Source organism: uncultured Jannaschia sp., from assembly GCF_947494055.1.
Taxonomy (GTDB): domain Bacteria; phylum Pseudomonadota; class Alphaproteobacteria; order Rhodobacterales; family Rhodobacteraceae; genus Jannaschia.
In genome coordinates this window covers 43,314-59,104 of the sequence record NZ_CANLTR010000004.1, presented here as the reverse complement: position 1 = coordinate 59,104, position 15,791 = coordinate 43,314, and the positions used below count along the sequence as shown (strand labels likewise).

Below are 15,791 nucleotides of genomic sequence, written 5' to 3'. Positions count from 1 at the left end.
ACTTGGTTAGCAGAAAACCCGACCAGCGAAGGGAGATACGGATCGGCAATCCTCCTTTCGAACCCGAGCCCGCCCCCGGCGCTTGACACCAGTCCCTCCCTGTCCCACATGCCCCCCAACCCCGCCCCTCGGGCCGCGTGAGCCGGTCGTCCACGAGGGACGCCCCAACGACGGGCGGGACGCTTTCCCAAGGATCACGCCGGGGAGGCGCGGATCGCGATCGCGGTCCGTGACCCCGAAACCGCGCGCCGCGTTGCGCGCCGCTAGCGTCCCCGCGGGACGCGACAGGACATTTCATGGATTTCGACATGCTGGGGCTGAAGCCCCGCCTCATCGCCGCCCTCGACGAGATGGGCATCAAGGACCCGACCCCGATCCAGAAGCAGGCGATCCCGCCCGCGCTGGAGGGTCGCGACGTCATGGGCCTCGCCCAGACCGGCACCGGCAAGACCGCGGCCTTCGGATTGCCGCTCGTGCAGCACTTGTTCGAGGACAATGCGCGCCCTGCCCCGCGCACCGCACGCGCGCTTATTCTCGCGCCGACGCGGGAGCTCGTGAACCAGATCGCCGAGAGCCTCGACGGCTACATCAAGGGCACCCACCTGAAAGTCGCGCGCGTGGTCGGTGGCGTCGGCATCAATCCCCAGATCAAGCGCATGGAGCGCGGCGTGGACCTGCTGGTCGCGACGCCCGGCCGGTTGATCGACCTGCTGGACCGCGGCGCCGTCAATCTCGGTGCGAGTCATTTCCTCGTGCTCGACGAGGCGGACCAGATGCTTGACATGGGCTTTATCCATGCCCTGCGCCAGATCGCGCCCAAGCTGCCGAAGGAACGGCAGACGCTGCTGTTCTCGGCGACGATGCCGAAGGACATGGAGGCACTGGCGGCAACCTATCTAGATCGCCCTGTCCGCGTGCAGGTCGCGGTCTCCGGCCAGACCGCGGACAAGATCGAGCAGTCGATCCACTACATCGCCAAGGCCGAGAAGCCGGGCCTCCTCATCGACCTGCTGCGCGCCCATCCGGGCGAGGCGGCGCTTGTCTTTGCGCGCACAAAGCACGGCTCCGACCGGTTGGCCAAGCAGCTGACAAGTGCAGGCGTGGAGGCCGTGGCGATCCACGGCAACCGGAGTCAGGGTCAGCGCACCCGCGCGCTCGAGGCGTTCACCGACGGCACTGCGCCGGTCCTCGTCGCGACCGACGTGGCGGCACGCGGGCTCGACATTCCGGTGGTCAAGCACGTCTACAACTACGAACTGCCGAACGTCGCCGAGACCTACGTCCACCGGATCGGCCGGACCGCCCGGGCGGGGCGCGAAGGGGCAGCGATCACGCTCTGCGCGCCCGACGAGATGGTCGAGCTGAAGGATATCGAGCGGGTCATCAAGAGCCAGATCCCCGTCGCCTCCGGCCGGCGCTGGACCCCCGCGCAGGAGGAGGCCAAGCCGAAGCAGCAACGCGGCGGTGGTGGCCGTCGTGGCGCGGGTCAGGGGCGTGGCGCTCCGAAGGCGACGAATACCGGTGCCAGGCCGGCCGCCAAACCGGGACGCCGCCGCCGCGCCCGCCACAGCGCCTGATCGTCGCGCCCGGAATTCTTGTCAGCACATCCGGCCTCTGGCATCCTCCCATAAAACCAAGAATATCGGAGGCCGGGCAGACATGACCCCGATCAGACTTCCTATCGCGCTGGCGGCGTTGTCAGCGCTGTCGGCCTGCGGCTCCGGCGATGCCGTGGGCGGCGGCCGCCTGAACGCGCCGGTGCGCAGCTTCGCCACCGGGCCCGTCCATACGGCTTGTCTTCGCGCCGACCGCGTCGCCGCGTCGAACGATCTGTGCGGCTGCGTGCAGGCCTCGGCGAACACCGTCCTGAACCGCAGCGAGCAGGCGCGCGCCGTGGCCTTCTTCCGCGATCCGCATCTGGCGCAGGTCACGCGCCAATCGGACAGGGCCGGCGACGAGCGCTTCTGGCTGCGCTACAAGCAATTCGTCGAGATCGCCGAACGCACCTGCACTTGAGCCGGACAGATCGCATCGTCGTGCTCTCGGGAGCGGGGCTGAGCGCGGAGTCCGGGCTCGGCACGTTCCGGGACGTGGCCGGGCTCTGGACCCGTTACGATCTGAACGAGGTGGCGACGCCCGAGGGCTTCGCGCGCAACTCCGGCCTGGTTCACGACTTCTACAATGCCCGGCGCGCGAACATGGTCGCCGCGACGCCGAACGCGGCGCATGCTGCCCTGGCGCGACTGTCGACCCGGCCCGGCCTGACACTGGTGACGCAGAACGTGGACGACATGCTCGAACGGGTCGGTGCCCGGAACGTGATCCACATGCATGGCGAACTCTCCGGCGCCCTCTGCGCCGCCTGCACAACGCGATGGCCGGCCCCACCGGTCATGGCGCCCGACGACCCCTGCCCGGCCTGCGGTGTCTCCGCGACGCGGCCAGACGTGGTCTGGTTCGGGGAGATGCCCTACCGGATGGACGAGATCGAGACTGCTTTGTCCCGAGCCGACCTCTTCGTCAGCATAGGCACGTCCGGCACCGTCTATCCTGCGGCCGGGTTCGTGGAACTGGCGCGGGAGGCAGGCGCCCGGACGCTGGAGCTCAACCTCGAAGCCTCCGGCGGACGTTTCGACGAAGTGCGCGAGGGACCGGCGAGCGAGACGGTCCCGGTCTGGGTCGCCGAAATCCTCGGAACATGAAAAAGGCCCCGCTCGGGGGCCTTCGTCCGGATCGATCGCCGCTCAGGCTTCGAGCGCGGCCGCCGTGTCCGACGACTTGGCGATGTCGCGCTTGATCTTCAGCGCGCGCGGCGAGAGGTCCGAATCCTTCGTCTTCGCGAGATACGCGTCGAGCCCGCCGCGGTGATCGACCGTTCGCAACGCGTGGGTCGAGATACGGAGCTTGAAGCCGCGGCCGAGCGCCTCGGATTGCAGCGTCACGTCGTTCAGGTTCGGCAGGAAGCGACGCCGGGTCTTGTTGTTGGCGTGGCTGACATTGTTGCCCGTCATCGGGCCTTTTCCGCTGAGTTCGCAGACGCGCGACATGGCACAACTCCGGTTTCGTCTGTTCAAATAGGTGTCCGGGGCCTCCATCAGCCCCTCGGGTCGCGGCTCTCTAGTCGCGGCGACGCGCGAGGTCAAGCACCGCGCAGCGATTGCAGCATCTCTGCCGCCGCTGCCTTCGGGTCGCGGGCGCCCCTGGCGACATCCTCCGCAAGCGCGGCCATCAGCGCGCGGGTTTCGGCATCCTCCGTCAGGCGTGCGAGCAGTCCCGCCCGCACCTCCTCCGCGAACCAGTGGGCCGCCTGCTGGGAGCGCGTCCGGTCCCAATGGCCATGCGCCCGCCGCCAATCGGCCAGCGCCCGCATCTCCTCCCAGGCCCGGCCAAGCCCCGTCCCCTCCGTCGCGGAGACCGGTAGCGCCTTCGGAACGTTCGGCGGGTCCTGCGGCCGCTTCCGCAACAGGCGCAGCGCCCCGGCGTAATCGGCCACCGTCCGCGTCGCGGTCGCGAGCAGGTCGCCGTCCGCCTTGTTGACGAGAATCAGGTCGGCGATCTCCATGATCCCGCGTTTCACCCCCTGCAACTCGTCGCCTCCGGCGGGGGCGAGCAGGAGGACGAACAGGTCCGCGATCTGCGCGACCATCGTCTCGGACTGGCCCACGCCCACCGTCTCGATGAGCACCACGTCGAAGCCTGCCGCCTCGCAAAGCGCCACCGCCTCCCGCGTGCGCCGCGCGACGCCGCCCAGATGCGTGGCCGAGGGCGAGGGCCGGACGAAGGCCAGCGGATCGCGCGCCAGCCGGTCCATCCGGGTCTTGTCGCCGAGGATCGAGCCGCCCGTGCGCGCGGAGGACGGATCGACCGCCAGCACCGCGACGCGCGTCCCCTGCCCCGTCAACATGGTCCCGAATGCCTCGATAAAGGTGGACTTGCCGACGCCCGGCGTGCCCGACAGCCCGATCCGCAACGCCTGCCGGTCCGTGTCCCGCAGCCCGTCGAGCAAAGACGCCGCCCGGGCGCGATGGTCGGACCGCGTGCTTTCCACCAAAGTGATCGCGCGCGCCAGGGCCCGGCGGTCGCCCTCGAGGACGGGCGCATGGAGGGGATCGTCGGCAGGCATAGCCGATGCCATGCCCCCGGCCGTGCCACGATGCAAGCAGGGCCGCCTGCGTGACGCCGCCACGCGTTGCCCCTAGATAGAGGGTCGCCCCAAACCAGGATCCCGTCATGACCGTTCGTTCCGCCTTCGCCGCGATCCTGATCGCGATCGCCCTGCCCGCCGCGTCCCAGGACTACGACGCCAATTTCACCCTTTCCCTGCGCGGCATTACCGGCGGTGAGATCGGGCTCTCCGGCCGGCAGCAGGGCCCCGCCTATTCCGTCGCCGCGGAGGCGAAGGCGACGGGGCTCGTCGGCTCGCTTCTGAAATACGGATACGAAGGTCGGGCAAATGGCCAATACGTGAGCGGCCGCCCCGTCTCTCAGAGCTATTCCGAACTGGAGGACGACGACGGCGAGCGCACGCAGGCCGAGGTCGCCTTCCGCGGCACCCGCCCCGCAACGGTGACCTTCACTCCGCCCCGCGATCCGCAAGACCACGATATCGAGCCGACCGAACAGACCGGCGTCATCGACCCGCTCAGCGCGCTCTTTGACGTGATGCGTCCCACGGAGCCGGGCTGGGCGTGCAACCGGCGTTATGAACTGTTCGACGGTCGGCACGTCTCGCGTCTGACACTCGGTCAGCCGGAGACGGGCGGCGACGGGACGATCCGCTGCGTCGGTGAATACCGCCGGATCGCGGGCTATTCTCCCGAACGACTGGCCGAACGTCCGGTGGTTCGCCTCGACATCCTCTACGCCCCGACGGGATCGGGCGCGGTCGCCGTCACCGAGGTGCGCTCCCCTACCCGCTTCGGCGACGCGGTGCTGCGCCGCCGATGACGCCCCTGCCGATCGACGACGCGCTGCCACAGCTTCTGGCCGCGATCCGCGACCACGGAGTCGCGGTGCTGCAGGCGCCGCCGGGCGCGGGCAAGACCACGCGCGTTCCGCTGGCACTCCTGCCAGTGGTCGAAGGCCGGATCGTCATGCTCGAGCCGCGCCGGCTGGCCACCCGCGCCGCCGCCGCACGAATGGCGGAGACGCTGAGAGAGGCGGTCGGCGAGACGGTCGGCTTCCGCATGCGCGGCGCCTCCGAGACGTCGAAAGCCACCCGGATCGAGGTCGTCACCGAAGGCATCCTCACGCGGATGATCCAGGCCGATCCGGAATTGCCGGGCGTCGGCTGCGTCATCTTCGACGAGTTCCACGAGCGCTCCCTCAACGCCGATCTGGGCCTCGCGCTGACATGGGAAGCTCGGGCCGCGCTTCGCCCGGATCTCGCGGTCGTCGTCATGTCGGCGACGCTCGACGCCGCGCCGGTGGCGGAGTTGCTTGACGCGCCCGTGGTGACCTCCGGGGGTCGCAGCCATACGGTCGAACGCCGCTGGCGCGACCGCCCGCCGCCCGAAGGGCAACGCTTCGAAGCGCAGGTCGCAGGCCTCGTCACGCGGGCGCTGGAGGAGAACCCGGGCGACATTCTGGCCTTCCTGCCCGGCGAAGGCGAGATCCGGCGCTGTGCCGCGCTGCTGAACAGGATCGACGCCGAGATTCGCCCGCTCTACGGTGCCCTGCCCTTCGCGGCGCAACAGGCGGCCATCGCACCCGGCGGGGCGCGGCGGAAGGTCGTGCTCGCCACCTCGATCGCGGAGACGTCGCTGACGATCGAAGGCGTGCGCGCCGTGGTGGATGGCGGTCGGGCGCGGCGAGCACGGTTCGATCCCGGCTCGGGCATGTCCCGGCTCGTCACCGAGCGGGCCACCCGCGCCGAGGCGGCGCAGCGGGCCGGTCGCGCCGGGCGCGTTGCCGAGGGGGCCGCCTATGCCAACTGGACGCGCGGCGAGGAAGGCGGGATGCGCGCCTTTCCGGACCCGGAGATCGCTTCGGCGGACCTTGCCGGACTGGCGCTCGAACTGGCCGAATGGGGCTCGGACGCGCTGCCGTTCCTGACGCCGCCACCCGAGGGCGCGCTTTTCGAAGCGCGCGCGCTCCTGACCGAACTGGAGGCGCTCGAGGGCGGACGGATCACCGATCACGGTCGGGCCATGGCAAAGCTGCCGCTGCATCCGCGACTGGCGCATCTGCTCCTGCGCGGCGGACGGGGCGCCGCCCGGCTGGCGGGTCTGCTCTCCGTGCGGCTTCCGCCCGGATCGGTCGATCTGTCGGACGCACTACGCAATCCGCCCGCGGAAGCGAAAGCGGAAGGACGGCGCCTCCGGCGATGGGAAAACGGTCCCGACCTGTCGGATGCGCAGCGCCTCGCGCTGGCCTACCCGGACCGCGTCGGGCTCCGCCGCCCGGGGGACGCGCCGCGCTGGCTGCTCTCCGGCGGCAAGGGGGCCCGGATGGAGAAGGGCGAGCCGCTCGCCGGCGCTCGGTTGCTCGTCGCCTGCGATCTCGACGGCGATCCGACGGAGGCGCGCATCCGCCGGGCGCTCCCGATTTCGGAAGCGGATCTGCGCGATGTGCTCGGCGACCGCATCGGGTGGATCGAAATCTGCCGCTGGTCGTCGCGGCACCGGCGCGTCGAGGCGCGACAGCAGGAGCGGCTTGGCGCGATCGCACTCGATGATCACCCGTGGCTTGGGGCCCCGGACGCAAGCGTCGCGGCGGCCGTTCTCGATGGCGTGCGCACACTCGGGCTCGACTGCCTCGACTGGACCCGCCGCGCCCGGCTACTGCGCGCGCGCATCGCGGCGTCCGGTCTGGCCGACGTCTCCGACGAGACGCTGATGGCGAACCTTTCGGACTGGCTCGCGCCGTTCCTCGGCGACGCGCGGGACGCGGACGGGCTCGGGCGGCTCGACCCATTCGACGCCCTGCAGGCGTGGATCGGCTGGAACACCGCGCGGCGGCTCGATGAGATTGCCCCGGCGCATTACCGCACGCCGCTCGGACGGAAGGTCTCGATCGACTACGCGCCCGAGGTGCCGACGATTTCGCTGCGGCTGCAGGAGGTGTTCGGCGAGACGCGGCATCCGACGGTCGGCGCGACGCCCCTCCGCATGGAACTTCTTTCGCCGGCGCAGCGGCCTGTGGCAATTACGACTGATCTGCCAGGCTTCTGGACGGGGGCCTATGCCGATGTCCGACGCGACATGCGCGGCGCCTATCCACGCCACCCTTGGCCCGAGGACCCGACGCAGGCGGAGCCGACGACGCGCGCGAAGCAACGGAAGTGAGAATTGTGACCCAGGGAGCGCATGACGACGCCCGGGAACCCCGCATGGGGGCCGGCAGACCGGGCGGCGTGTCGCGCCCCTCGGCTGTCCCTGCCTCATTGCGGCAGACGCTAGTCAATCAGGAGCAAGCGACGAATGGAACGAGGATAGAGGCGCTTCGACACGACAGGCAAGCCGGCCCCCTACGACCTTCGCCCTTCGGGCGCATCCCTCATCGAAAGAACGGAACGTCCGTCATCACCGCCGTAATCAGGTCGGCCGCGAGCGCCGCGACCTTTGCCCATTGTAACTAACAGCTGAAACTTCAACGAAGGCCTGTCGCCGCACATACCGAGCACGAAGGGCGGTACCGAGGTCCGCCCGGCTAAGGAGCGATCAGTGCAGCTTGGTCGAGACCGTCTCGATCGACTGGTCGATCATCCGGTCGGCGTCCTCCGGCGACATCTGCTTGGCGACGACTTCGCCAGCCACCGCCGTGGCCACCTGGATGGCGCGGTCGCGGACCTCCCGAATGGCGGCGTTCCGGGCGCTCTCGATCTGCTCCTCGGCCCCGGCCAAACGGCGATCCACGGAGGTCTTCAGGTCGAGCTTGGCCTGCTCGGCTGCGGATTGCGCCTCGGCTTTGGCATTGGCGACGATCTGATCGGCCTGCGCCTTCGCCTCGCGCGTCTTGCGCTCGTAATTGGCAAGCAGCGCCTGCGCCTCTTCGCGAAGCGCCCGCGCTTCGTCCAGATCGGACCGGATTCCGGTCGAGCGATCGTCGAGCATCCTCGTCAGGCGAGAGGGCACCCGGAAGTAGAGGACGACCCCAATGAAAACGAGAAAGCCCAGCGTGACGATGAAGTCGGTATTGCCGAGCGAGAAGAACGGACCGGTCGCGGCGAAAGCCGGCGATCCGATCACCAGGAGGGGCAAGGCGTATCGCATGGTTCAGTTCCCCTTCACGCGTGCATCGACGGCGGAGTCGATCGCGGCCTGGTCGGGCTTGCCGCCCAAGGCCGTCACGATGTCGCCCGCGACGTCGCGCGCCACTTCGGCCACGCTCGCGGCAGCATTGTCGCGAATCTCGGCGATCTGCGCTTCGCTGTCCGCCGACTTCGCGGCAATCTTCTTGTCGGCCTCCGCGATGGCCGCGTCGAGATCGGCCCGGATGGCGGCGCGGGCCTCGTCCGAGATGCGCTGCCCCTCGGCCCGGGCGTCGGCCAGAGCCTGCTCGTAGGCGCGTTCCGCGTCGGCGGCCTGACGCTTCAGATCCTCGGCCGCGGCGACGTCGTTCGAGATCGTCCCCGACCGCTCGGCAAGCACCGCGCCCACGCGCGGCAGGGCGACCCGGGTGAGGATCAGGTAGATGGCGACGAGCGCGACGAGGAGCCAGAAGATCTGATTGGCGAACCATGCGTCGCAGAGCTGCGGCATGCCGATCGCATTGCCGAGCGTGTTGACGCAGGTGCCCGCTAGCTCGAGATCGATGGGGGTCGTTTCCATGTATCGCGTCCCGTCCGGTCGGTTGGTCTGCGGCGGCGGCCCCGTCGAGGCCGCCCGCCGAGCGTAAGGATAGGGCCTGTCCCGATCAGATGGCGAACATCAGCAGGAGCGAGACGAGGAAGGCGAAGATGCCCAGCGCTTCGGCGAAGGCGATACCGATGAAGAGCGTCGCCGTCTGGGCGTTGGCAGCCGAGGGGTTGCGGAGCGCGCCCGACAGGAAGTTGCCGGCGACGTTGCCCACGCCGATGGCGGCGAGGCCCGAACCGATGGCGGCGAGCCCGGCGCCCGCGTACTGGCCGAGAGCTTGAGCGGCTTCGAGTTCCATGTGTTTTCTCCTTACGATGGAAACTTGGATTGAACCTTCCGTCAGTGCGACGGATGCAGCGCGTCCTTCAGGTACACGCAGGTCAGGATGGTGAAGACGTAGGCCTGGATGAAGGCGACCAGCACCTCGAGCCCGTAGATCGCCGTGATCGCGAGGATCGAGACCGGCGCGATGGCCGCAATCGCCGCGAACCCCGCGAAGACCTTCAGCACCGCGTGGCCCGCCATGATGTTGCCGGCGAGTCGAATGGAGTGGCTGACGGGCCGAACGAAATAGGAGATCAACTCGATCACCGCGAGGATCGGGCGCAGCACGAGTGGCGCGGAAGACACCCAGAAGAGCCCGAGGAACTTCGTCCCGTTCTTCACGAAACCGACGATCGTCACGGTGAGGAACACCGCGAGGGCCAGCACCGCCGTCACCGCGATATGGCTCGTCGTGGAGAACGACATCGGGAGCAAGGCGAGCGTGTTCGCGAAGAGGATGAAAAGGAACAGCGTGAAGATGTAGGGGAAGAACTTGACCGCGTCCCGCCCCGTCACGTCCTCGACCATCTTGTAGACGAAGCCGTAGGCCAGCTCTGCGATCGACTGGATGCGACCGGGCACGATGGCGCGGCCGCGCGTTCCGAGAACGAAGAGTCCGAGCACGCAGAGGACGGCGAGGGCCATCCAGACGGTCGCGTTGGTGACAGTGTACCAATGCACCGGATCGCCGTTCTCGCCGAAGATCGGACGGACGATGAACTGGTCCATCGGATGGAAGCTCAGGCCCCCTTCGCCATGATCCGGCCCGCCGGTATGCGCGTCGAGGGCGCCTTCGGTATGGACTTCCTCTGCCATCTCGATCCCCGTCTCCGTTCAACCGCCCCGCGAGGCCGGTCTTCGTCCCTGCCCTAGAGGCGACTAGTCGTCGTCCTCGTCGGCCCAGCCGGACGCGCCCGCGCCCGGATCCTTCAGGGCCTCGGTCGCGCCGATCCGCCCCTGTATCTCCTTCGCGGAGCCGATCATCGTCTTCACACCGGCCGCGAAGCCGAGGAGGACGAAGACGACCATCAGCCAGGGCGTCGTCCCCAGCAGCGCGTCGAGCCCGTAGCCGATGCCGAACCCGATGCCTAGGCCCGCCACCAACTCGATCACCATGCGCCAAGCGAGTTGCGCCTGCGAATGATGCTCGTCCATGTGGTGCTTCGTTTCCGTCCCCTTCGCCGCCGCGATCCGCGCCTCGAGAGCGCGCATACGGTCGGCATCGGGATCGCCGGACATCGAAGTCCCCCATGAATGTCGGGGCGGTGTCTAGGTCGCGCAGGCAGGCAAGTCAACGCAAGCTTGTTTCTCATATTCTCAATAGTTTGAGCCAAGGCAGCTTGGCTACGGATCGCTTTGCCTCGAAGTGATGTTCAACCATCCGGTTGAACGTCCTTGACCCCTGAAGCTCGCGGGAGGCACTGCAAGACGCATGACTGATGCGCTCACACGCACCTTTGGGGCCCTGGCCGACCCGACGCGGCGGGCGATCCTGTCGATGTTGCTGGAGGACGACATGGCCGTGACCGACGTAGCCGCACCGCTCGCCATCTCGCTCGCCGCCGTCAGCCGACATCTCGGCGTGCTCGCGCGGGCCGGACTGATCCGGCAGGAGCGACGGGGGCGGGTCGTCTGGTGCAAGCTGGAGCCGGATGCGCTGCACGACGCCAGTATCTGGATGCAGGGCTTCGGGCAGTTCGACCCGGTCGACGTCGACGCCCTCGACGCGCTGCTGGCCCGGGAAAGGAACGCTTAACCCTTCTCCGCCTCTCCATGCCGTTGCCCCCGTGTTGCCCGAATGTCCGGACATCTTCGCAACAATCGAACACGGATGGTGATGATCATGAACGGTATGCAGACAGCGATCTGGAAGAACGGCGAGTGGGTCGAATGGACCGGTTACGAGGACGAGTTCGGCCCCGATGCGCTCCGCGGCGCAAACACGGGTTCGGCATCGGACCGTTCCCTTCGTCTGGAGGATCCCCGCGAATTCGCCCGCCGCTGCATGCGGCAGCAACGGCGCGCCTGAGCACGGATCGAGGGCTAGCGGCCCATCCGCGACTTCAGTTCGTCCGAGAGGAAGGTCATGTCCTCGCCGGTTTGCGCGGCGAGCCGCATCAAGCCGAACTGCACGCGGGCAACCTCCTGGTAGTAGCTGGTGAAGACGTAGTTCGTCGCGGCCCCCGCGGCGGCGCCGATCACCGGCACGGCCTGCGCGGCGAGCTTCTGACCCAGCGGAATGGCGAGGCGCGGCGCGACCTTGGCGATGAGCCCCTGGATTGCGGGACCGGTCACCGAGAGGCGCAGCGTCAGAAAGCTCAGATCCGTGCCGTCATCGTCGTCCAGCGGTCCCGCGGCGGCGAAGACGCGCAGGCAGGCCGCGCGGACCTCCGGCAAAGCGGGGTCGAAGCCATGCTCGTCGGCGATGGACTGGATCGAGCGCAGCATGACCGTCGTGGTGACCGGCAACTCGGCCAGCGCCGAAGGTAGCCCCCCGAAGCCGCCCGCGGCGCCGGTGCCGAAGGTGATCGCGCGAGTCAGCCAGTCCGACGTGTCGCCAATCCGTCCTCGGCGGGAGAGTGCGGCGGCGTTGAAGCTCTGCTCGAGGGCAGTGGCGGTCGCCTTCTCGAGCCCGGAGCGCACCGGCTTCGGCAGCATGTCGAGCATGTTCTCGGCCTGCGACCCGATCACCGAGAGAAGCTGCAGGCCCAGCCCCGACGCTGCCTGCATCTTGGCGGCGAGCCGCAGGAGCTCCGCCTCCCGGTCGAGGGGCGGGAAAATCTGTTCGCGGCGGGGCGGCGTGAGCTTGTCGTTCATGCATCAGATGTGGGCCGCGGCGCGTCGCAAGGCAAGATGGCGCGTTCGACCGTGCCGGCGATGCCGTCCCAGTCCCAGATGCCGAGCACACGGTCCGGATTGGTCGGCGGCGGCATGACGACGTTCGGCAGGACATAAAAGCCGAACCGCACGTAATAGGGCGCGTCGCCGACGAGGAGGACTCGCTCCACCCCGGCGACGGCGGCCCGGTCGAGCCCGGACTGGATGAGAAACGCGCCCAGCCCCTCCCCCTGCCGTGTCGAATGTACTGCGATCGGGCCAAGCAGCATGGCGTCGTGGACACGCGCACCGGCGATGCGAACGGGCCAGAAGCGGATCGCACCGGCCACTTCCCCCATCCGCCCCCGCGCCACGAGACAGAGATCTCGGGCCGGAGGCACATCGTCACGCAGGCGGTAGGAGGACAGGACCGTCCGCCCGGGCGCGAAACAATGGTCGAAGAGGGCTTCGACCTCCCAGCGGTCGTCCTCAGTCTCGCGGTTGAGCTCCATTGCTCCCCCCGTCGTGCGCCAAATCGCGGCCCTTGTGGCGTTTCCCCGGGTCGACGGCTAGTCCTCGCCGCGACAGCAATGGAGTCCGCGATGTTCTACCGACCCGAGGAGGGCCACGGCCTGCCGCACAATCCGTTCAACGCCGTCGTGACGCCGCGGCCGATCGGGTGGATCTCCACGCGCGGCGCAGCGGGCGACAACCTCGCGCCGTACTCGTTCTTCAACGCGGTCGCCTACCTGCCGCCGCAGGTCATGTTCGCCTCGACCTCGGCCAAGCCGGATCGCGACGGAACGAAAGATTCCGTGGCGCAGATCCGGGAGGCGAAGGTCTTCTGCGTCAACATCGTCGAATACGCCGCGCGGGACGTGATGAACGCCTCCTCTGGCAGCTATCCCGCGAGCGTCGACGAATTCGCGGAAGCCGGCGCCACGAAGGCGGAATGCACGACCATCGATTGCCCCCGCGTGGCGGACGCGCCGGCCTCGCTGGAATGCCGCCTGACGGACATCGTCCGACTGCCCGGGGAGGCGAACTACGCCGTCTTCGGTGCGGTCACGGGCGTGCATCTGCGGGACGATTGCCTGCGCGACGGACGCTTCGACGTGACCGCGTTTCAGCCGCTCGCCCGGCTGGGCTACAAGGATTACGCCCGCGTAACGGACGTGTTCTCGCTCGAACGGCCAGGATGATTCCGGCGGTCAGTGACCGCCGAGAATGCCCGTCCGCACACCGTAATTCGCCGCGACGGCATAGTCTGGGTCGTCCGCGCTGTCGACCATGAGATGCCCGGCTCGCCGCAGGAGCTTGTGGCAGTCGCGCGTCAGGTGCCGAAGCTGGATGCGCTTGCCCGCCGCCTCGTACTTCGCGGCGACCGCCTCGATCGCCTGAAGCGCCGACTGGTCGGCGACACGGCTCTCGGCGAAGTCCACGATCACGGCGGAGGGATCGTTCTCCGGGTCGAACATCTCCACGAAGCCGGTCGCGGAGCCGAAGAAGAGCGGGCCCTTGATCTGATAGACCTTCGCGCCCTCCGGCGTGCGGTAGGTCGAGGAGCGAATGCGCGTCGCGTTCTGCCAGGCATAGGCCAGCGCCGAGATGATGACGCCGACGACGACCGCGATGGCGAGGTCGGTGGCCACGGTCACGATGGTCACGAGGACGATCACCACGGCATCCACCCGCGGGACACGGGCGAGGATCTTGAGCGAGTTCCATGCGAAGGTCCCGATCACCACCATGAACATCACGCCGACGAGCGCCGCGAGCGGGATGAGCTCGATCAGCGGCGAGGCGACGAGGATGAAGGCGAGCAGGAACAACGCCGCGGCGATGCCCGAGATGCGCGTGCGGCCGCCGGACTTCACGTTGATCATCGACTGCCCGATCATCGCGCAGCCGCCCATGCCGCCGAAGAAGCCCGTGACGGTGTTCGCCGTGCCCTGCGCGATGCATTCCTGGGAGGCGCCGCCGCGCTGACCCGTGATCTCGCCCACGAGGTTGAGCGTCAGCAAGCTCTCGATCAGGCCGATCGCCGCGAGGATGAGCGCGTACGGCAGGATGAACCGGAGCGTCTCCATATCGAAGGGTACGTCCGGCAGCCCGAATTGCGGCAGTCCGCCCGAAATGTCTGCCAGATCGCCCACGTTCGGGACCGGCAGGCCCAGGACGATCACGATTGCCGCCGTCACCCCGATCCCGGCCAAGGGCGCGGGGATCGCGCTGGTCAGCTTCGGCAGACCCCAGATCACCGCCATGGTGAGCACCACGAGCCCGAGCACCAGGAGCAGCTGTTCCGGCGGCAGCCATGCCCCGCCCTCGGTGCGGAAGAAGTCGAGTTGCGACTTGCCGATCACGATGGCCAAGCCGTTGACGAAGCCGAGCATGACGGGGTGCGGCACGAGGCGGATGAACTTGCCCCATTGCATGAGACCGACGAAGATCTGGATGATTCCCATCACGACGACGGTAGCGAAGAGGTATTGCACGCCCACCCCCGGCGGGAAGGCGGCGACGAGGCTCACCATCACCACGGCAAGCGCGCCGGTCGCGCCCGAAATCATGCCCGGCCGCCCGCCGATCAGCGCGGTGATCAGGCCGACGATGAAGGCCGCGTAGAGACCGACCAGCGGCGGCACGCCCGCGACGAAGGCGAAGGCCACGGCCTCCGGCACCAGCGCCAGCGCGACGGTCAGGCCGGCGAGCACCTCGACCCGGAGGACGGAGGCGTCGAGCTTGGAGGTCGGGGCCACGCGCAGGTCGGGCCCCTCGAAACGGTCGGCAAATCTCGCCAGCAAGCTGCTGTTCAAGGCTCAGGTCTTTCGCAAGGTTCGGATTTGCCGATGCCCCTAGCAGGGAATCAAGGGGGGCGACACCCCTCCGCCCATTGCGGCACGGATCGCACGGAGTCAGGGTTTGCGCGACGAGACGAAAGGGGTCGCGCATGGAACCAGTCATCGGAATCATCGGCGGATCCGGTCTCTATCAGATCGCCGAGCTGGCGGATGCGGAATGGCACGAGGTCGCGACGCCGTTCGGGGCCCCGTCCGACGCCCTGCTGCACGGGCGGATCGACGGCACCCGCACGGTGTTCCTGCCCCGCCATGGCCGTGGCCATGTCCAGACGCCCAGTTCCGTGCCCTACCGTGCGAACGTCGCGGCGATGAAGGCGGCGGGCGTGACGCACCTCGTCTCCGTTTCCGCCGTGGGCTCCTTCCGGGAGGAGATGGCACCGGGCGATTTCGTGATCGTGGACCAGTTCATCGACCGGACCTTCGCGCGGGAGAAGTCTTTCTTCGGCCCCGGCCTCGTCGCGCATGTCTCTGTGGCGCATCCGGTCTGTCCCGCGCTGTCCGGGGCCTGCGCCAAAGCTGCGCGGCAGGCTGGCGCGAAGGTACACGAAGGTGCGACCTACCTCGTCATGGAGGGGCCGCAATTCTCGACTTTGGCCGAGTCGCGCCTCTACCGCGATTGGGGCTGCGACGTGATCGGGATGACCAACATGCCGGAGGCCAAGCTCGCGCGGGAGGCGGAGCTGCACTATGCAAGCGTGGCCATGGTGACGGACTACGATTCCTGGCATCCCGAACACGGCAGCGTGCAGATCACGGAGATCATCGAGACGCTGCATGGCAACGTCGCCCGCGCCGCGGGACTGGTCGCCGCATTGCCCGGGCATCTCGGCGCGAGTTGTGACGCGGGATGCGAAACCGCACTCGACCACGCCGTCATAACGGCGCCCGAAGCCCGCGATCCGGCGATGGTCGAGCGCCTCCACGGCATTGCAGGGCGCTTGCTGACAGGCGACGCTCCGTCCTAACCGGTCATCCCCGACCCCAGACC

The 15,791-nt window shown here is 68.5% G+C and carries 19 protein-coding genes; 9 read left to right on the top strand and 10 right to left on the bottom strand.

Annotated elements, in window-relative coordinates:
* Nucleotides 1-296: 296 nt before the first annotated feature.
* The 3 genes from Q1A87_RS05255 to Q1A87_RS05245 all read left to right on the top strand — a co-directional run bounded on the left by Q1A87_RS05255 (nt 297) and on the right by Q1A87_RS05245 (nt 2,702).
* Nucleotides 297-1,577: a DEAD/DEAH box helicase gene (locus Q1A87_RS05255; RefSeq protein WP_299647783.1), complete on the top strand. Its 1,281-nt coding sequence runs from the start codon at nt 297-299 to the stop codon at nt 1,575-1,577.
* A gap of 82 nt (nt 1,578-1,659) precedes the next feature.
* Nucleotides 1,660-2,016 (top strand): hypothetical protein, encoded by a 357-nt coding sequence (locus Q1A87_RS05250; protein WP_299647781.1) that lies wholly within the window; start codon nt 1,660-1,662, stop codon nt 2,014-2,016.
* Nucleotides 2,013-2,702 (top strand): NAD-dependent deacylase, encoded by a 690-nt coding sequence (locus Q1A87_RS05245; RefSeq protein ID WP_299647779.1) that lies wholly within the window; start codon nt 2,013-2,015, stop codon nt 2,700-2,702. Before Q1A87_RS05250 ends, Q1A87_RS05245 begins: the two co-directional genes overlap by 4 nt.
* A gap of 42 nt (nt 2,703-2,744) precedes the next feature.
* Here the strand turns inward: Q1A87_RS05245 and rpmB are convergent, their stop codons facing one another.
* Both rpmB and meaB read right to left on the bottom strand, forming a co-directional pair.
* Nucleotides 2,745-3,047, bottom strand: a complete 303-nt coding sequence (rpmB, locus tag Q1A87_RS05240; protein WP_299647777.1) for a 50S ribosomal protein L28 — start codon at nt 3,045-3,047, stop codon at nt 2,745-2,747.
* A gap of 92 nt (nt 3,048-3,139) precedes the next feature.
* Nucleotides 3,140-4,135, bottom strand: a complete 996-nt coding sequence (meaB, locus tag Q1A87_RS05235) for a methylmalonyl Co-A mutase-associated GTPase MeaB (protein ID WP_299647775.1) — start codon at nt 4,133-4,135, stop codon at nt 3,140-3,142.
* Nucleotides 4,136-4,230: 95 nt separating this feature from the next.
* Here meaB and Q1A87_RS05230 point away from each other — a divergent pair, with 95 nt between their 5' ends.
* Nucleotides 4,231-4,947, top strand: coding sequence for a DUF3108 domain-containing protein (locus tag Q1A87_RS05230; protein ID WP_299647773.1), 717 nt, complete (start codon nt 4,231-4,233; stop codon nt 4,945-4,947).
* Nucleotides 4,944-7,286 carry an ATP-dependent helicase HrpB gene (gene hrpB, locus Q1A87_RS05225; protein WP_299647771.1) on the top strand — a complete coding sequence of 781 codons (2,343 nt, stop codon included), beginning with the start codon at nt 4,944-4,946 and terminating at the stop codon, nt 7,284-7,286. Before Q1A87_RS05230 ends, hrpB begins: the two co-directional genes overlap by 4 nt.
* A 375-nt stretch (nt 7,287-7,661) precedes the next feature.
* Here hrpB and Q1A87_RS05220 read toward each other — a convergent pair whose 3' ends face one another.
* The 5 genes from Q1A87_RS05220 to Q1A87_RS05200 form a co-directional block, all read right to left on the bottom strand.
* Nucleotides 7,662-8,213, bottom strand: a complete 552-nt coding sequence (locus tag Q1A87_RS05220; RefSeq protein ID WP_299647770.1) for a F0F1 ATP synthase subunit B — start codon at nt 8,211-8,213, stop codon at nt 7,662-7,664.
* A gap of 3 nt (nt 8,214-8,216) precedes the next feature.
* The gene (locus Q1A87_RS05215; protein WP_299647769.1) at nt 8,217-8,771 is read right to left on the bottom strand and encodes a F0F1 ATP synthase subunit B'; all 555 of its coding nucleotides are present in this window, start codon (nt 8,769-8,771) and stop codon (nt 8,217-8,219) included.
* Nucleotides 8,772-8,856: 85 nt separating this feature from the next.
* Nucleotides 8,857-9,096: a F0F1 ATP synthase subunit C gene (locus Q1A87_RS05210; protein ID WP_299647768.1), complete on the bottom strand. Its 240-nt coding sequence runs from the start codon at nt 9,094-9,096 to the stop codon at nt 8,857-8,859.
* 41 nt (nt 9,097-9,137) lie between these two features.
* Complete coding sequence (locus Q1A87_RS05205; protein ID WP_299648461.1) at nt 9,138-9,851, bottom strand: F0F1 ATP synthase subunit A; 714 nt, start codon at nt 9,849-9,851, stop codon at nt 9,138-9,140.
* A 150-nt stretch (nt 9,852-10,001) separates the two neighbouring features.
* The gene (locus Q1A87_RS05200) at nt 10,002-10,361 is read right to left on the bottom strand and encodes an AtpZ/AtpI family protein (RefSeq protein WP_299647767.1); all 360 of its coding nucleotides are present in this window, start codon (nt 10,359-10,361) and stop codon (nt 10,002-10,004) included.
* Nucleotides 10,362-10,554: 193 nt separating this feature from the next.
* On the opposite strand from Q1A87_RS05200, the gene Q1A87_RS05195 reads away from it, so the two are divergent.
* Complete coding sequence (locus Q1A87_RS05195) at nt 10,555-10,878, top strand: metalloregulator ArsR/SmtB family transcription factor (RefSeq protein ID WP_299647766.1); 324 nt, start codon at nt 10,555-10,557, stop codon at nt 10,876-10,878.
* Between the two features lie 75 nt (nt 10,879-10,953).
* Nucleotides 10,954-11,151 (top strand): hypothetical protein, encoded by a 198-nt coding sequence (locus Q1A87_RS05190; RefSeq protein ID WP_299647765.1) that lies wholly within the window; start codon nt 10,954-10,956, stop codon nt 11,149-11,151.
* Nucleotides 11,152-11,165: 14 nt separating this feature from the next.
* On the opposite strand, the gene Q1A87_RS05185 is transcribed toward Q1A87_RS05190, so the two are convergent.
* Both Q1A87_RS05185 and Q1A87_RS05180 read right to left on the bottom strand, forming a co-directional pair.
* Nucleotides 11,166-11,939: an EcsC family protein gene (locus tag Q1A87_RS05185; RefSeq protein ID WP_299647763.1), complete on the bottom strand. Its 774-nt coding sequence runs from the start codon at nt 11,937-11,939 to the stop codon at nt 11,166-11,168.
* Nucleotides 11,936-12,451 (bottom strand): N-acetyltransferase, encoded by a 516-nt coding sequence (locus tag Q1A87_RS05180; protein ID WP_299647761.1) that lies wholly within the window; start codon nt 12,449-12,451, stop codon nt 11,936-11,938. Before Q1A87_RS05180 ends, Q1A87_RS05185 begins: the two co-directional genes overlap by 4 nt.
* 90 nt (nt 12,452-12,541) lie before the next feature.
* On the opposite strand from Q1A87_RS05180, the gene Q1A87_RS05175 reads away from it, so the two are divergent.
* The gene (locus tag Q1A87_RS05175; RefSeq protein WP_299647759.1) at nt 12,542-13,141 is read left to right on the top strand and encodes a flavin reductase family protein; all 600 of its coding nucleotides are present in this window, start codon (nt 12,542-12,544) and stop codon (nt 13,139-13,141) included.
* 9 nt (nt 13,142-13,150) lie between these two features.
* Here the strand turns inward: Q1A87_RS05175 and Q1A87_RS05170 are convergent, their stop codons facing one another.
* Nucleotides 13,151-14,701: a SulP family inorganic anion transporter gene (locus Q1A87_RS05170; protein WP_299648458.1), complete on the bottom strand. Its 1,551-nt coding sequence runs from the start codon at nt 14,699-14,701 to the stop codon at nt 13,151-13,153.
* Between the two features lie 191 nt (nt 14,702-14,892).
* Between Q1A87_RS05170 and Q1A87_RS05165 the strand changes: the two genes are divergently transcribed.
* The gene (locus Q1A87_RS05165) at nt 14,893-15,768 is read left to right on the top strand and encodes an S-methyl-5'-thioadenosine phosphorylase (protein WP_299647757.1); all 876 of its coding nucleotides are present in this window, start codon (nt 14,893-14,895) and stop codon (nt 15,766-15,768) included.
* Nucleotides 15,769-15,791 lie beyond the last annotated feature (23 nt).

What these genes read in the sequence shown, in the direction of transcription:
- Q1A87_RS05255 (WP_299647783.1), top strand. Translation starts at nt 297, where the DNA reads ATGGATTTCGACATGCTGGGGCTGAAGCCCCGCCTCATCGCCGCCCTC.
- Q1A87_RS05195 (WP_299647766.1), top strand. Translation starts at nt 10,555, where the DNA reads ATGACTGATGCGCTCACACGCACCTTTGGGGCCCTGGCCGACCCGACG.
- meaB (WP_299647775.1), bottom strand. Translation starts at nt 4,135, where the DNA reads ATGGCATCGGCTATGCCTGCCGACGATCCCCTCCATGCGCCCGTCCTC.
- Q1A87_RS05175 (WP_299647759.1), top strand. Translation starts at nt 12,542, where the DNA reads ATGTTCTACCGACCCGAGGAGGGCCACGGCCTGCCGCACAATCCGTTC.
- Q1A87_RS05165 (WP_299647757.1), top strand. Translation starts at nt 14,893, where the DNA reads ATGGAACCAGTCATCGGAATCATCGGCGGATCCGGTCTCTATCAGATC.
- rpmB (WP_299647777.1), bottom strand. Translation starts at nt 3,047, where the DNA reads ATGTCGCGCGTCTGCGAACTCAGCGGAAAAGGCCCGATGACGGGCAAC.
- Q1A87_RS05205 (WP_299648461.1), bottom strand. Translation starts at nt 9,851, where the DNA reads ATGGACCAGTTCATCGTCCGTCCGATCTTCGGCGAGAACGGCGATCCG.
- hrpB (WP_299647771.1), top strand. Translation starts at nt 4,944, where the DNA reads ATGACGCCCCTGCCGATCGACGACGCGCTGCCACAGCTTCTGGCCGCG.
- Q1A87_RS05190 (WP_299647765.1), top strand. Translation starts at nt 10,954, where the DNA reads ATGGTGATGATCATGAACGGTATGCAGACAGCGATCTGGAAGAACGGC.
- Q1A87_RS05210 (WP_299647768.1), bottom strand. Translation starts at nt 9,096, where the DNA reads ATGGAACTCGAAGCCGCTCAAGCTCTCGGCCAGTACGCGGGCGCCGGG.
- Q1A87_RS05185 (WP_299647763.1), bottom strand. Translation starts at nt 11,939, where the DNA reads ATGAACGACAAGCTCACGCCGCCCCGCCGCGAACAGATTTTCCCGCCC.
- Q1A87_RS05250 (WP_299647781.1), top strand. Translation starts at nt 1,660, where the DNA reads ATGACCCCGATCAGACTTCCTATCGCGCTGGCGGCGTTGTCAGCGCTG.
- Q1A87_RS05200 (WP_299647767.1), bottom strand. Translation starts at nt 10,361, where the DNA reads ATGTCCGGCGATCCCGATGCCGACCGTATGCGCGCTCTCGAGGCGCGG.
- Q1A87_RS05230 (WP_299647773.1), top strand. Translation starts at nt 4,231, where the DNA reads ATGACCGTTCGTTCCGCCTTCGCCGCGATCCTGATCGCGATCGCCCTG.
- Q1A87_RS05215 (WP_299647769.1), bottom strand. Translation starts at nt 8,771, where the DNA reads ATGGAAACGACCCCCATCGATCTCGAGCTAGCGGGCACCTGCGTCAAC.
- Q1A87_RS05180 (WP_299647761.1), bottom strand. Translation starts at nt 12,451, where the DNA reads ATGGAGCTCAACCGCGAGACTGAGGACGACCGCTGGGAGGTCGAAGCC.
- Q1A87_RS05220 (WP_299647770.1), bottom strand. Translation starts at nt 8,213, where the DNA reads ATGCGATACGCCTTGCCCCTCCTGGTGATCGGATCGCCGGCTTTCGCC.